This window comes from Kitasatospora sp. MBT63 (assembly GCF_000710465.2).
Taxonomy (GTDB): Bacteria; Actinomycetota; Actinomycetes; order Streptomycetales; family Streptomycetaceae; genus Kitasatospora.
Genome location: NZ_JAIZ01000164.1, coordinates 1 through 13,770, shown reverse-complemented (window position 1 = coordinate 13,770; position 13,770 = coordinate 1). Strand labels below are relative to the sequence as shown.

Here is a 13,770-nt window from a genome sequence, read left to right as displayed (position 1 = left end):
GGCCCGCCGCAGCCGGCCACCTCCTGGAAACCGTCCGCAAGCCGGACCACCCCGTGATCACGAGTGCCTCCGTGCCCCGCGCGCGGAGGCACTCGTGGGTCGTGCTCTCCGAGCGGTGGTGAACGCCTGCAGACCCCCTGGCCCAGGCCTTCACAGGCCTGCCGGTCGAGCTGCGGTTCCTCGTCGGGCAGTGCGCCGGGCACCGAGAGGCACCTTTCTGGATATTTAAAAGTGCACAGAATCCAAGAGCGTTCGAGCTATGATTGCTCGACTTTCAGGTGGGTTATGTCGAATCGAAGGATGCGCAAATGGGAACTGTCTATGTGGCGTCACACGGTGCGAACTTCAGTCGAACGCCCTATGTCACACCGGCGGGGATTACCCTGTACTTCTACAGCGTACTGGGAAGTGCCACGCACCGATCGGTGGGGATTGCCGTCCTGTCGACCGGAGGCTTCGACTCCATAGGAGCGATGAGGGTGGTTCCCCCGGGGACCGAGACGCCGAATCTGACCCTTACCGGATTTTACAACAGTGAAGCCGCCCAGCATATGGCCGTGGCGGAGAACAGTAATATGAAGGGCCCTCTCTACATGGTTGGCTGGGAATTCGAAAACCCTGTGAGGGACAAGGACGGTAATATCGGGAAGGATGAAAGCGGAAAAATTGTATTCGAAAAAGGGCCGGTGCGAAACAGGTCCGGGAAGATCACCATCGACGGAGTTCCCGAGTGCACCCTGGAGCAGCTTGTCAACCACGTAACGCGCGAGAATCCGGGGCTTGATTCGATCCACCTCCTCGCCTGCCAGGTCGACTACACCTTCGGAAGCCAAGGCCTGACAATGGCGCTCGGAAGCGTGGAGCCTCATTTCCACGACGATCTCAACAGGAGGGCCGCTGTCGACAGGTACGGATTCAAGAACGACGAGCGCTTCGTGGCGGAAGTCCTAAGAAAGGCGGACAAGGTCCAAAGTGAATCTTGGACAACTCATGGCCTGCGGGACTGGGAAGGCCGACCACAGGGTGTTAAGGCCCCGGTGGTGGGGTTCACACTGGATAGCCAGGGAAGCGCCTCCGATCTAAGCAGTCCGTGGTCCAAGATGGCGGACCCCAACCAGTGGGGTGAGGTGAGAAAAGCATGGGGGTTCATGCCGAGGGAGCTCTGGAATCCTGAGATCGAACTCCCGGCCCTTGCCAGGGACGGGCTCGAGCAATCGTATTGGAGGGAAGCGTTCTGGCTCTATCACCAGGCATTTTCAATCGGAGAGACGAAGCCCGATCTTGAGCTTTTCTTCCTCGTGGACGAATTTCTCAGCGACGGGAGAAATGTAGTAAACTTCCAGTATGGCGGCGAAATGCTCCAGGCGCACAATGTTCTCGATACGGAGATCATCCACTTCGCCAGGACCGGGGTATTCAAGGGGGGAGAATCGAAGGATAAGCCAAGCATTCCCGAGAGTCTCTACGAGAGGGCGGAAAATATCGACCACAGGAGGGCTGGGCTGGAATATTTCGCATATTCACAGTGGGTCCTAGATCCCTTTCTTGCTGTGCGCATCATGAATCTTGAAGCGGATGACAGGGCTGTTGTCCTCCAGATTTTCGAGAAGGCTCTCGAGGCTGAGGAGGCAGTAGTCGAGGGCGACCCCATGGAAGAGGACGTCGTCGGCGAGGAGCAGATGAAGGTCGACCTCTCGAGTATGGACAAGGATCACTTGACCGAGTATCTGAGCGGTAGGGAGCACCAGTTCCCGGACCAGGATCTGCCCCACTGGGCCAAAGGGATGGTGAACCTGCTGAAGGAAGAGGAGCGCGCTGCCCTGGGGCCTCTCTGGTACCACGTCGCCGACGCGATGCAGAGCACGTGGGACAGGTTTGTCGAGACCCGTGCAGGGCTGCTCGCGCAGGCCGCAAAAGCATCCGAATGACCTATGAGCAGGCCGGAGCCGTCGCCCTCCCATCATCGGGCGCTACTGGAGCGGCGGCGTCGCATCGATCAGGCTGAGGGGCCTTCGGTCCATCCGGTCACACCTGCGGCAACCAGCAGATTTACAAGATCACGCGGACCTTGCAAGAGCCCTGCGGCGGTGACGGAGTCGGTGCGAGCGGTCCGGGCCGCAGAACAAGAGCCCGGTACGGCAGATCACGTTATGGGAAGTTCTTCGAGATACCAACCGCCGTCAAACCTGAGATTGCAGCTCAGCATGGTCGCCGGGCTCTCCGCCGTGTCCCAGTCGGTGACGGGCACCTGAAGGCCCGTCCATGCCTGCAGCGCGTCGTTCCACACCGGGGAGAAGGTCCATCCTTCCCAGACGATGGCGACATCGTGCTGAACGTTTCCCAGCCAGATGACGGAATTTCCCCGGATGTGCTGCTCTTTGAGGAGGCCGACCGCCTCATCATATTTCGATACAGCCGCGGCAGGCTTCCCGGCCCTTGCGATGAGGTCTTTCAGGGCCGGGATGTGATTGGCAGCATCGTTCAGCACCCAGAACGCCAGCCGGTAGTTCTCGGATTCCCGGTAGCGGGCCGGGAAGTTTTCCCTCCAGTCCACTGCGACCAGCGGAAGGCTCCCCACTGTCCCGCCCCAATCCGGGCATATTCGCAGCAGCTGCCCCAGGTTGTGATCGCGATCTTCGTAGAGGAGCTCGAGGAACTTTTCCCACGCCTCCAGGTCTTGGAACTTTGAATTAGGCAACGCATTTGCTGCGTCGCCGATTGCTTTAACCTTCTGCTGGACCATTTTCCAGGATCTGTCCAGGGTCTTCGATATTCCTATGAAATGTCGTGCCGGGGTCACCCACTCATCCTTCAGCAGCTCCCAGCCGATGTCCATGAGGAGCGCGGGATGGTCGAGCTGCTTCTCGAGCTCCTTCAGCTGGACGCCCCAGTGCGGCGGCTCGGCGGCTGCAAGCACTGCTCGAACGGCATCCACGGGGTAATTGGAATCGACGGCAAGTCGGAGGAGCGGCAGCCACGTGCTTCGGTCCTCGGTGGGCTTGGCAAGGCGCCACGACTCGAGCTCCAGCGCGAGTGCGAGGAATTGGTCTTCGAGCTTCAGCAGTGAGAGAGATTCAGGATTTTTCACGGCGTCCAGTCCGTCGGCGACGGACACCTTGCGCCGTTGCCAGACGGTGTCATTGGTGATGGTGTTGTCTGCCAGGGTCAGCATGTCGGTGACCCTCTGATCGTTGAACCTTGCCTTCTTCGTCTTGGACTTCCCGCTTACGATTCCAGGATTCCGACTGGACTTTCGGTCCCAGACCGAACAGCATACGAGAATTATTTCCTCCCGGGATGGTGCGCCTTTGATCCATTCGGTGAGAGTCGTCGTCTCCTCTACGTAGGCCACAGTCACCCCGGGCGGCGCCTTGATACCTGCTACGGCATCACGTTCGTACTGCCCCAGCCCGGTGAGGGACAGCTCTGGCCACGAGTGGTCGTCGAAATATTCCCAGGTGTAGTACACGCGCTCATCATGATTGGTCACGATCGAGGTTGCGAGAGATTTCTCAACCTCCTCTCCGGGCAGGGCGCAGAGCCGCAGCCATTTGGGCAGTTTGACGCGGTTTTTGCCTTTTGTGACGCCATGGGCGAAGAAGATTTTCACGAGTCACCCCTGAGGTGTGGAAAAGGCAGCCGGACGCAAGGCCATCACAGGTGGTGGGCCCGGGGCCTGCGTGGCGGAAGAATGGTGAAGGATGATTCTCCGCCGCTCCGGCGTGCCGACGCTGCGCCGCGGGGAAGACTTCCGGGCAGATCCTCGGGCCGAACAAGAGCGGCCGGGGACCGGCAGTTACCGTGTACCCGACATCTCCTCCCTCACGTCAGAGGCCCTCTGCGGCCGGCACCGCGCGATCTCCAGGCCGCGGCGCCGACTCCCTCACCCTACGAGGAGCAGCGCGGCGTGGCGGAACCCCGCGATCCAGCTCCCGTCGCCGGACTGGGTCCACCAGCCGAAGATCCCCGGACAGATCACCGACCGGATCTCGGTCCACAAGACGGGCCCGGGATCCGACGCCCGAGAACTGCGCGTCGAGGGAGCCAGCCAGGGCGCGACCGGGTACTGGAGCAAGGCCCTGACCGCGCCTTCCTGGACCTTCGTCCCCACCGGGCTGCCCCTGACCGGAGCGCCTCTGGAGAACCCGGGCGACGACCGCTCCCGTGACACCCTGGCCCCGGTGTCGCCCTACGACTTCTCCGGCAACGACGGAGACCTGACCCTGCAGGTCGACGGGTTCGACGTCGCCGTGGCGGCCACACCCCTGGTGGTCCGGTCAGGCACGGAGAGCGTCACGCTGGTGCTGCACACGGTCGAGGGGCTGCGTCAGACACCCCGGTCGGCCGGGCTCACCTCCGACCCGAGGCTGTTCAACGGGACCGTCGAGGTCCCGCAGACGGTCCTCGACCACCTCGACTCCTACCCGCCCACCGTCCGCACCCTGATCCAGGGGCGGCTGCACGGCGCCCGCTTCACGCCGACCGACGTACGCGTGACCGACCGGGCGATGACGGTGGACGGCCTGGGGGTGAACCTGTCCGGGAACTGACTCGTCGGCCACCCGAGCGCCGCCACCCGGCACGGTCCGTGAACCAGCCCGCATTCCGGGTGTTCGCGGGCCGGGCTCAGGCGGCGGTGGGTTGGTGTTGACGTTGAAGGCGCGGGGGCGCGGAGAGGGCCCGATCCGTGGGGCCGCCTCTCCGGGAGGGCTTCGCCCAGCCGCATTCCCCCGCCGCTACAGTCCCAGCTGGACCGCCGCCCTGACGAGGTGGGCCCGTGTGGGGGCGGCCAGCTTCACCCGCAGCCTGTTCAGATACGTCTCGACGGTGCTGGGGCTGATCCCCAGGCGGCGCGACGTCTGCCGGCTGGTGTGCCCCGAGGCGATGTGGCGGAGCACCTGGAGTTCGCGCGGGGACAGGGCGGCACGTTGCGTCGGAGAATCGTTGCGGTCGACGGCTGAGACGACTGTTGTTGCCAATCCATCCTCCGTGTGACCTGGAGAATCCCCGGAGCGGGGCTCTGCGTCCCCACGCCGGGCGGCCGATGCGACGGTGATTTCTCTTCAACCTCGCAGTTCTCCCCCGGGAACGGAACAGCTCTCGAGTGGACGGATCATGCCGTGGCATAAGCCGTCCAGCCGCACGCCTGCACCGGCCAGGAGGCCCCGCGGATCCACGTGAATGCACAGGGGATGACCCTGCGTCAAGTCGTGAACTTCAAGGACTCGTCACCTCCGCCGGGGATGTCGCAGGATCCTTTCAGGCCCGAACCGCGGGCCCCGAAATGAGGAGATCACCATGGAGAACATCGTCGACGTCGACGCCGACCTCGCGACCGAGATCGAGCTGGAGACCGCGGACACCTCCTTCACCTTCGGTGAGCCGCGCTCCACCGCGCTCGACGCCGGCACCGAGGTCGAGCCGCAGGGGCACTGACACCTCCGTCACCCACGGCGAGCCGCCCGCCCGACCAGCCGCTCCGGGACGGCCGCGGTCACGGGGCGCCGACGGACGACCGCCGCACGCCGACGCCGGCCGCCGACACCGGCGAAGGGCGGGCGTCGACCGTCCGCCGCGCACGGCACGCGTCGTCCGACGGCAGGCAGCCGCACCGGGGCGGGACCTCGGCGTCCCGCCCCGGGTCCCCGCGTGCTGCGACATACCGGGAGACGGCGAATCACCCAGGAGGAACAGTGAAGGCGATACCCGCCGACCTTGCCGAGCAGGTGTGCTCGGCCGACATCGACGTGACCGCGACCGCGCGGATCGCTGCGATCTACCACCGCAGCCTCGCCCGCCGTGCGGTCGGCAGACTCGGTGAGGCCCAGCGCCCGGAGGCGCAGAACCTCGTTCCCCGCGTTCGGCGACTCGCGCCCGCCGTCGTGCACTCCCTCTACCGGAACACCGCCGGCGCCGGCCCCGCCGAGACCCGGCGCCAGCTGCAGGAGGCCGGATCGCCGGCGCCGGCCGCGGTCTACACCGGCCCGCCGGACGCGCCGTGGCTCCGCGACGGACTGCAGGAGGTCCTTCGCTCCCTCGGCTGGGGCGACGAGCAGGTCGGGACCGTCGTCACCGCCCTGCCGCCCGAGGCCTGGTCCTCGCTCTACCTGAGCCGCCAGGCCCTTCGCACCGCCTGGCCCGAGGCGTGGAGCGAACACAACACGCTCGTGGAGCACCTGGTCCTCGTCCGGGGCCCGATGCGCTCGGCGACGCTGCAGAGCACCTTCGGCGCGATCTACGCGCAGGTGCAGGAGACGGGCGACCCACTCCGCATGTTCGAACTGCTCCTGCACGAGTCCGCGCATCACGCCCTCCTACTGCGGGAGCAGTTCACCCGTTTCATCGCCAACCCCGACGCGGTCGGCACCCATGCGCTGCGACCCGACCCGCGGCCGCTGCGCGGCGTCCTGCACGCCGCGTTCGTCATGTGGCGCATCACCGAGGGCCTCCACCGCTACCAGCGCACCCACCGGGGCGGCGGCCCCCTGGACGGCCACCCCGTCGAGGAACGGCGGATCTTCGCCCTGCAGTCGCTGCACTCGGCGCTCGCGCTCCTGGACGAATCGGCGCAGTGGACCGAGGACGGGCGGATCCTCAGGACGGCCCTGAGAACGTCCGCGAAGCACGAAGGGATTCCGGTATGACCGCGACGGCACCGACGGCACCGACGGCACCGACGGGCCGCCGCACCGGCGCGGGCGGAGGCGCCGACGCCGAGCGCACGGTCGTCCTGGGCCGGCCCGGACAGCGCTGGCAGTTCAGCACCCAGTGGGAAATGCTCGAACTGGCCGACGGATCGCTGTTCTTCAACAGCACCTACGCCGACCACCGGGCGATCTCCGCACCGCCCGAGGCCCTCCGCCGCATCCTTCGGATGATCGAGGACAGCAGGCCGACGCTCGAGGCCGTCGCCGACCGGATCACCGGCACCGCCACCCCCGACGTGGTCGGCCGCATCGAACGCCTCCTGCTGCCCCTGGCCAAGGCCGGCATCCTCGTGCCGCTGCGCGACGACCGGCGCCCCGAGTGGGCGGACGACGACCTGGCCGAACGGTTCTCGACGCAGATCGAGTGGCTCGGCACGCTCTCCACCACACCGCACGGACACTGGGACTACTTCGCACGGCTGCGCGACGCCTCCGTGGCCGTCATCGGACTCGGCGGGGCGGGAAGCCTGCTGGCCCTCGCCCTGGCCGCGGCCGGCATCGGCCGGCTGACGCTGGTGGACGGCGACACCGTGGAGGTCTCCAACCTCACCCGCCAGATCCTCTACAGCCCACGCCAGGCAGGCCTCGGCAAGGCGGACTGCCTGGCCCGGCAGCTCGAACGGTTCTCCCCGTACACGCGGTACCGGGTCCTGCGCCAGTACGTCAGCAGCCCCGGGGACGTCCAGGACGGCATCGAGGGCGCAGACTTCGTGGCCGTCTGCGCGGACGCACCGCGCTTCCTGCTCAACCGGTGGATCGACACCGTCTGCAAGAGGAACGCCGTGCCCTACCTCGGCGCCTTCGCGGGTTCGGTCGGCCCGATGTACCGACCCGGCGCACCCGGATGCTTCGGCTGCTTCGAAGAACGGCTGCGCGAGGAACTGGGCGTGCGCCACGACATGGTCGTCGACGCGCTCGCCGCCAAGCAGTCGTGGCGCTACCCCGCGTTCGTCGCCGGGCCGCTGACCGTCGCGCACCTGATGACGACCGAGATCGTGCTCCACCTCACGGGAGCCGCGAAGCCGTCGTCCGCCGGCGGGATCGTGCGCTACCGGCACCCGGGCACCGTGGTCGAACCGTTCCCCGGGCATCCCGGCTGCACCTGCTCGCCGACGCCCGACACCGCGCCCGTTCCCACCTGAACCCCGAGCGAGGCCACCTTCGATGAATGTTCCGGTGAAGTTCGAGACCGTCGTGCAACTGCCCGGTGCGCGACGACTGCTCGCCGCCGACGCGATCTCCAAAGCCGGCGACTGGGTCCTCTTCGTCGCGATGAGCGCACTCGTCTTCGACGCCGGCGGAGTCGGCGCGCTGGCACTGTTCAGCCTCGCGCGCATCCTGGTCCCCGCAGTCCTGGGACCCTGGGCGGGGGGCTGGGGGATGGCACTCGTGCCGCGCACCCTCATGATCCGCGTCGACGTCGCCCGCGCCGCGCTGCTGGTGCTGGCCGTGGCGGCAGCGGGTACGCACCGGCCGGTGTGGATGCTGGAGGCCCTCGTCGTGGGCTGCGCGGTCCTGACGGCCTTCCACGCGCCGGCCGAACGCCGCTTCCAGCGCGACGTCATCGAAGCCGACCGGCGCCCCGACTTCAACGCCGTGATCGGTGCGACAGCCACCACCGTCATGGTCGTGGCCCCGGCACTGGAGGCACTGATGGCGACCACGATCGGCAACCTCGGCGCCCTCGCCGTCGATGCCGCCAGCTTCGTCGTCTCGGCGTTCATCGTGTCCGGCATCCGCCCGGCCGCACCGGCCGCCGCGCACGAACCCTTGCAGAAGCAGAAGCAGAAGCAGAAGCAGCCCGGACCGACCGCCGAACGCCGGACGGGAACCATCACGACCGTCGTACGCGTGCTCAAGAACCAGCCGGTGGTCGCCGCCTGCCTCATCACCCAGGCGACCGCCTGCACGATCGCCGGCGGCTCGATGGTGCTCCTCCCGCCGCTCGGCAGCCGCCTCCACGCCGGCAACGGCGCCATCGGCTGGCTGACCACCGCCATCGGCGTCGGCTCCGTACTCGGCGTCCTGGCCGGCGGCTCGATCGCACGGCAGGGACGGCTCCTGCTCTGCGTGGGGAGCATCGTCACGATGGGCATCGCCCTCGGCGCGCTCGGCTCCAGCCCCAACCTCCTGCTCGCCCTCGGCTGCGCCGTCCTGGTGGGGGCGGCGGCCAACCTGCCCGAGCCGACGTACTGGACGTCCTACGCCGGCCAGATCAAGGAGTCGGACTCGGGACCGGTGTACGGGCTGGTCGAGTCCGCCATCACCGGTGGCTTCGCGCTGGGCGGCACCCTCCTGGGCGCGGCAACCGCCGCAGTCGGCACGTCGAGGGCGGCCTGGACCGTGGGCATCGCTGCCGGCCTGGTCGCCGCCACGGCGTTCGCGCCGGCCCTGCGCAGCCGCAGGACGAACGGCACGGCTGCACCCTCGGCACCGGCCGCCGAACGCGTACAGGCGCCGGCATGACGGCTGCCACCGCGGGCCCCGCCCTCCCCGCCCCGGACGCCCGGGGACCGGTCCGGGAGGAACAGGAAGGCCACGGCTGCGTGACCGTGCGCAGCCACCGGTTCACCGCCGCGGCCGGCACCCGCTCCGGCGCCGTGCTGCGCCTCCACCCCGGCCACGACCGCGCCGAGGAGACGACCGCCGCGCTCCTGCTCGACGAGACCGCCCGACCGGGCGAGAGCGCCGCCCGGTACGCCGCCGTCCGCGGCGGTTCGGCTCACGCCGTGCAGGAGGCGGTCCGTCTCGCCTCCGACCGGCTCGGGCGCCCCTGGCCCGCGCCCCGGATCCCGGGCCTGCCCCCCACCGCCCCGGCCCGCACCGCGCTGGTGACCCGGCCGCGCGAGGACCTCGTGCCGGCCGACCTCGTCGATGCGCTCCTCGACCAGCTGCCCCGCGGCAGTTTCGACGTCACCGTCCAGGCCCATCTGACCGCCGAGGAGCGTCTGCTGATCCCCGCCGGTGCGGTGCCCGTCCGCGAGACCGTGCACACCGGGGCCGTCGTGATCGACGTCCTCGCGCACGGCTCCCCGGTGGCGGACGTCGATCTCGCCTGGAGCGGATGCGTCCCGCCCGACATCGGCGGCCTCTGCCGACGGGCGGAGCAGGCGGTGCAGCGAGCCACCGCCCCGCAACGGCCGGCCCCGCCCCGCATGCAGCTGCTCCTGGTCGACGGCAGCGCGGGCGCGTTCCTGCACGAGGTCTGCGGCCACCTGCTGGAGAGCTCGCGGCAACGACCGTCCCTGCTGGCCGGGTACCGGCAACGACAGGTCGCCCACCCCGGGCTGAGCATCGCCGACGACCCCCGCCACGACGCGGGCTTCGGCTCCCACCGCTACACGATGCTGGGGGCCGCCGCCCGCCGCCGCCCGATGCTCACGGCCGGGCGCCTCACGGGGCTCCTGGAGGACCGTCCGGACGGGCCGTGGCGTGCCGAGGACGCCCGGCACATCCCCCAGCCGAGGATGACCCACCTCGACCTGGCACCGGCCGCACGCGGCCTCGACCTCGACCGCGCTCTGGGGGCGGCCCGCGCACCGGTGGTCCGCGTCCACCGGATGGGCGCCGGCTCCCTGGACCACCGCGACGGCACCGTCGTCCTGGAGGTCAAGGACGCCGTCCTCCTGGAAGGGCCCCGCTCCCACCGGCTCGCACCTTTCCGGGTCACCGCGGAGGCCCGCCGGCTGCTCCTCGGGATCCGGGCCGTGGGCTGCGCGGCCACCGTCACCACCTGGTCGGCCTACTGCCTGGCGGCGTCGGGACGGCTCCCGGTCGGAGCGAGCACGCCCACGGTGCTCACCGGCCCGCTCTCGGTGCTGTCCCGCACACCGCCCGGGCCGTCTGCGGCGTCCCGTCCCGGGAGCATCCGCCCGTGAACCGCCGAACGACGTCTCCTACCGGTCTACCGCCCGATGCGGCGGACGAAGTCGACGACCGCGTCCCGCACCTCGGCGGAATCCCAGTCGAGGCCGGCCGCGCTCACCGTCACCTCGGTGAGTGAGATCCCCGGTGGCAGGCCGGGTTCCCACCAGGGCATCTGGAACACGGCGACGCCGCTCTCCTCGGCCTGCCGGGCGGCCGCGTCGTTCAGCCTGTCGACGGCGAACGGAAGCCACACCTGGAACTGGTGGATGTGCGGCACCTCCGGCTGCACCCTGGACCACCCCAGCCCGGCATCCGCGAACCCCTGCGCGATGGCCCGAGCGACCGTCCTGGCGTGCGCCACGTACTCGGGCAGCCGCGGCAGTTCGCGGTCCAGCCCGGCTAGCGCGGACAACGCCACGGGGAACTGGTGGAAGATCCTCCCGCCGTAGCGGTGGCGCCAGATCCTCGTCTCCTCGACGAGCGGGTGCGGGCCGGCCACCACGGCGCCCGACAGACCGCCGAGCGACTTGTACAGCGAGACGTACACGGTGTCGGCCAGGGCGGCGATCTCCTCCACCGGGCGGCCGAAGTGCGTGGTGCACTCGAAGAGCCTGGCGCCGTCGAAGTGCACGATCGCGTCCCGCTCCCGTGCGGCCCGGGTCACCTCGACCAGTTCGTCCCAGGCGGGCAGCAGGTAGCCGGCGTCGCGCAGCGGCAGTTCCAGCATGAGCGTGCCGAACGGCTCCGGCAGGTTCCGGACCTCCTCGGCGGTCGGCTGGCGCGGTGCCCCCGTGATCCGCAGCGGGCTCAGACCGCTCACCCGGCGGAAGGCGTCGGCCTCGAAGACCTCCGGGTGGGACAGGGCGTGGAGCGCGACGTGGCGGTTGCCGGTGCGTTCCGCCCAGCACCGCAACACGACCTGCTGGGCCATCGTGCCGGTCGGGAAGAACGCCGCGTCCTCCTTGCCCAGCAAGGCCGCCACCCGCCGCTCCACCTCCGCCACGACTCCGTCGCCGTAGGTGTCGGTGGGGCCGAGGAGGTCATGGGCCCGGGGAGCCTGCTCGGCGAGCAGCCCGAGACACTCCCGCAGCGACATGGTCGCGGACGGCCGGGCGAGGACCCGCTTCACCTCCCGCACGGCCCGCTGCCCGCAATCCCCGGCTCCGCTCCCGTCTCCGCCGGTGCCGGCGGCGCCCCGCCGGTGGTGGCCGTCACTCGTACTCGTCCCGCTCATCGGGTTCCTCCCGGCACCGCCGGCTGCTCCGGCCCGCCACGTACGTCGGTGGTCTCGTGGATCGTTGTTCCCCCAGCCGCGGAGCAGGTGGCGCCCCCGGGCGGCAGGGCGGCTCAGTGGCCCCAGGTGACGTCTCCCGGAGCGGTGTCGTCCAGCGCCTTGCCGGCGTCGGCACTGCGAACGGCATGCGGCGCGGCGGTCGTGGCGGCCACTGCGGTCGTCACCGCGCCGAAGGCGATGAGCACGGCTGCAGCGATCCTTGCGGCACGGGTGACCATCACTGAATTCCCCTTCAGAGGTGGGTTCCTGGGATTCTTCGCCGCGATTGTGCGGCCGACGCCTCAACTCTCGCCCACCGTCGCACTCGCAGGAACCGGCGAGGCGTGGACGGAACATGCAGTGACATAAGGCGTCCACCCGCCGGTGGCTCATCCCGTGTCCCACCACGGACCCGGTACCAGGGATGCTTCACCGGCCACGACGACGAAGCCCCGCAACGACGCGTGTCCGGCCACCGCCCGGCGGGCCAGCCGCTCGGCGGCTTCCTCCGCCGCAGCGAGAGCGGGGGCCTTGAGGAAGAGACCCAGGGTCGGGCCGCCCGGCGCGTCGCGATGGACGGCGATGTGCTCGACGCCGTCGCCGCCGTCGGCGAACGACGCGAAGAGGCCGGCCGCACCGGGTGGCAGCACCGCGCCGGCCGGCGCCCGGAGACGGACATGGATGAGGTACATGAACCCACGATCCGGCGCCGACCTGAGCGTCCACCACCGTCCGAGCCGGACTCTTTGTGCCCCGGCACAAAGAGTCCACCCGGCCGCCCTGCCGGTCTCGTAGAGTATCCGCCCACGGCCATGGCGAGCAGAGGGGGTCGCAGTGCTCGAGATCCTGGGGCTCGACGCGGAAGCGGAAGCCATCTACCGTGCCATGCTCAGCCACACTCCGGACGGGGTGCGCGAGTTGGCGGCCCGCCTCGAGATGCCGGACCAACGGGTCCGCGACGGCCTGGACCGCCTCAGCGCACTGGCCCTGATCCACCCCTCGGCCCGGGAGGGCATCGGATTCCGGCCCACCAGCCCGGAGACCGCGATGGAAGCCCTGCTGGCCCGCCAGCAGGCAGAACTGGCCGCACAGCAGCAACGGGTGGAAGCCTCGCGTGCCGCCGCGGCGAAGCTGATCGCCGAATGCTCCGCCCTGCGCCCCCCTGCCGTGGACGAAGAGTCCGCACGGTTGACCGGCCCTGAAGCCATCCGCGAAGGACTGGCCCGGCTGGCCGACGCCGCCAGGCAGGAGATCGCGACGTTCGCCCCGGGCGGCGCCCACTCGGCCGAGGACCTGGAGGCCAGCCGCGCCCCGAACGAGGCCCTCCTCGAACGCGGCGTGCGGATGCGCACCATCTACCTGGACAGCGTCCGCAACCACAGACCGACGCTGGATCACGTCACCTGGCTCCACGCCCATGGCGGACAGGTCCGCACCGCACCCGTCCTGCCCATCCGAATGATCATCGTCGACCGCTCGCGTGCGGTACTGCCCGCCGACACCGCCGACGCGCTCGCCGGAGCAGTCGTCCTCCACGGCGCCGGCACCGTCGCAGCACTCTGCGCCTTGTTCGAGAGCGTATGGAGCACCGCAGTCCCCCTGGGCAGCGCACCGCCGCACGATCCGGATGCGATGCCCCCGCAGGAACGCATGGTGCTCAAGATGCTCGCCCAGGGCTTCACGGACGAAGCCATCGCCAAACGCCTGGCCGTCTCGCCCCGAACCGCCCGCCGCACAGCCGCCGAGCTCCTGGTGCGCCTCGAAGCCCGCAGCCGCTTCGAGGCGGGAGTACACGCGGTCCAGGACGGCTGGCTGCCCCCCTCCCGTTGAACGGACCCAGTGCTCCAGGGGTCATTGGACCTCGGTGCCGGTCCAGCGGCCGGTGTTGTTGAGGTAGGCGGGGAGGTTGGTTTCGGGGGTGGT

General features: G+C 69.4%; 13 protein-coding genes. 8 read left to right on the top strand and 5 right to left on the bottom strand.

The window, feature by feature from the left end:
• Positions 1–308: 308 nt before the first annotated feature.
• The gene (locus tag AA75_RS10915; protein ID WP_149038067.1) at positions 309–1,928 is read left to right on the top strand and encodes a putative adhesin; all 1,620 of its coding nucleotides are present in this window, start codon (positions 309–311) and stop codon (positions 1,926–1,928) included.
• 215 nt (positions 1,929–2,143) lie between these two features.
• On the opposite strand, the gene AA75_RS10910 is transcribed toward AA75_RS10915, so the two are convergent.
• Positions 2,144–3,610, bottom strand: a complete 1,467-nt coding sequence (locus tag AA75_RS10910; RefSeq protein WP_149038066.1) for a hypothetical protein — start codon at positions 3,608–3,610, stop codon at positions 2,144–2,146.
• Between the two features lie 91 nt (positions 3,611–3,701).
• Between AA75_RS10910 and AA75_RS47275 the strand changes: the two genes are divergently transcribed.
• The gene (locus tag AA75_RS47275) at positions 3,702–4,550 is read left to right on the top strand and encodes a hypothetical protein (protein WP_051812114.1); all 849 of its coding nucleotides are present in this window, start codon (positions 3,702–3,704) and stop codon (positions 4,548–4,550) included.
• Positions 4,551–4,736: 186 nt separating this feature from the next.
• Here the strand turns inward: AA75_RS47275 and AA75_RS10900 are convergent, their stop codons facing one another.
• Positions 4,737–4,979: a response regulator transcription factor gene (locus tag AA75_RS10900; RefSeq protein ID WP_051812113.1), complete on the bottom strand. Its 243-nt coding sequence runs from the start codon at positions 4,977–4,979 to the stop codon at positions 4,737–4,739.
• Positions 4,980–5,298: 319 nt separating this feature from the next.
• Here AA75_RS10900 and AA75_RS49190 point away from each other — a divergent pair, with 319 nt between their 5' ends.
• The 5 genes from AA75_RS49190 (at position 5,299) to AA75_RS10880 (ending at position 10,585) form a co-directional block, all read left to right on the top strand.
• Positions 5,299–5,436 carry a hypothetical protein gene (locus AA75_RS49190; protein WP_158515477.1) on the top strand — a complete coding sequence of 46 codons (138 nt, stop codon included), beginning with the start codon at positions 5,299–5,301 and terminating at the stop codon, positions 5,434–5,436.
• A 257-nt stretch (positions 5,437–5,693) separates the two neighbouring features.
• Positions 5,694–6,644 (top strand): HEXXH motif-containing putative peptide modification protein, encoded by a 951-nt coding sequence (locus AA75_RS10895; protein ID WP_033819691.1) that lies wholly within the window; start codon positions 5,694–5,696, stop codon positions 6,642–6,644.
• A complete protein-coding gene (locus AA75_RS10890; RefSeq protein WP_033819690.1) occupies positions 6,641–7,849 on the top strand; it encodes a ThiF family adenylyltransferase in 1,209 nt (402 codons plus the stop codon). The genes AA75_RS10895 and AA75_RS10890 overlap by 4 nt, the downstream gene beginning before the upstream one ends.
• 34 nt (positions 7,850–7,883) lie before the next feature.
• A complete protein-coding gene (locus tag AA75_RS10885; RefSeq protein WP_033819689.1) occupies positions 7,884–9,173 on the top strand; it encodes an MFS transporter in 1,290 nt (429 codons plus the stop codon).
• The gene (locus AA75_RS10880; RefSeq protein ID WP_033819688.1) at positions 9,170–10,585 is read left to right on the top strand and encodes a metallopeptidase TldD-related protein; all 1,416 of its coding nucleotides are present in this window, start codon (positions 9,170–9,172) and stop codon (positions 10,583–10,585) included. The genes AA75_RS10885 and AA75_RS10880 overlap by 4 nt, the downstream gene beginning before the upstream one ends.
• Positions 10,586–10,611: 26 nt before the next feature.
• On the opposite strand, the gene AA75_RS10875 is transcribed toward AA75_RS10880, so the two are convergent.
• The 3 genes from AA75_RS10875 to AA75_RS10870 all read right to left on the bottom strand — a co-directional run bounded on the left by AA75_RS10875 (position 10,612) and on the right by AA75_RS10870 (position 12,539).
• Positions 10,612–11,808 carry a low specificity L-threonine aldolase gene (locus AA75_RS10875; protein ID WP_149038065.1) on the bottom strand — a complete coding sequence of 399 codons (1,197 nt, stop codon included), beginning with the start codon at positions 11,806–11,808 and terminating at the stop codon, positions 10,612–10,614.
• A gap of 113 nt (positions 11,809–11,921) precedes the next feature.
• Positions 11,922–12,053: a hypothetical protein gene (locus AA75_RS53435; RefSeq protein ID WP_255369508.1), complete on the bottom strand. Its 132-nt coding sequence runs from the start codon at positions 12,051–12,053 to the stop codon at positions 11,922–11,924.
• 183 nt (positions 12,054–12,236) lie between these two features.
• On the bottom strand, positions 12,237–12,539 hold the full coding sequence (locus tag AA75_RS10870) for a hypothetical protein (RefSeq protein WP_051812111.1): 303 nt from the start codon (positions 12,537–12,539) through the stop codon (positions 12,237–12,239).
• Between the two features lie 142 nt (positions 12,540–12,681).
• On the opposite strand from AA75_RS10870, the gene AA75_RS10865 reads away from it, so the two are divergent.
• Positions 12,682–13,677, top strand: a complete 996-nt coding sequence (locus AA75_RS10865; RefSeq protein WP_033819687.1) for a LuxR C-terminal-related transcriptional regulator — start codon at positions 12,682–12,684, stop codon at positions 13,675–13,677.
• Positions 13,678–13,770: the final 93 nt, after the last annotated feature.

Excerpts from the sequence above, each read along its gene's own strand:
- AA75_RS10880 (WP_033819688.1), top strand. The coding sequence starts at position 9,170 with ATGACGGCTGCCACCGCGGGCCCCGCCCTCCCCGCCCCGGACGCCCGG.
- AA75_RS49190 (WP_158515477.1), top strand. The coding sequence starts at position 5,299 with ATGGAGAACATCGTCGACGTCGACGCCGACCTCGCGACCGAGATCGAG.
- AA75_RS10890 (WP_033819690.1), top strand. The coding sequence starts at position 6,641 with ATGACCGCGACGGCACCGACGGCACCGACGGCACCGACGGGCCGCCGC.
- AA75_RS10870 (WP_051812111.1), bottom strand. The coding sequence starts at position 12,539 with ATGTACCTCATCCATGTCCGTCTCCGGGCGCCGGCCGGCGCGGTGCTG.
- AA75_RS47275 (WP_051812114.1), top strand. The coding sequence starts at position 3,702 with ATGATTCTCCGCCGCTCCGGCGTGCCGACGCTGCGCCGCGGGGAAGAC.
- AA75_RS10915 (WP_149038067.1), top strand. The coding sequence starts at position 309 with ATGGGAACTGTCTATGTGGCGTCACACGGTGCGAACTTCAGTCGAACG.
- AA75_RS10875 (WP_149038065.1), bottom strand. The coding sequence starts at position 11,808 with ATGAGCGGGACGAGTACGAGTGACGGCCACCACCGGCGGGGCGCCGCC.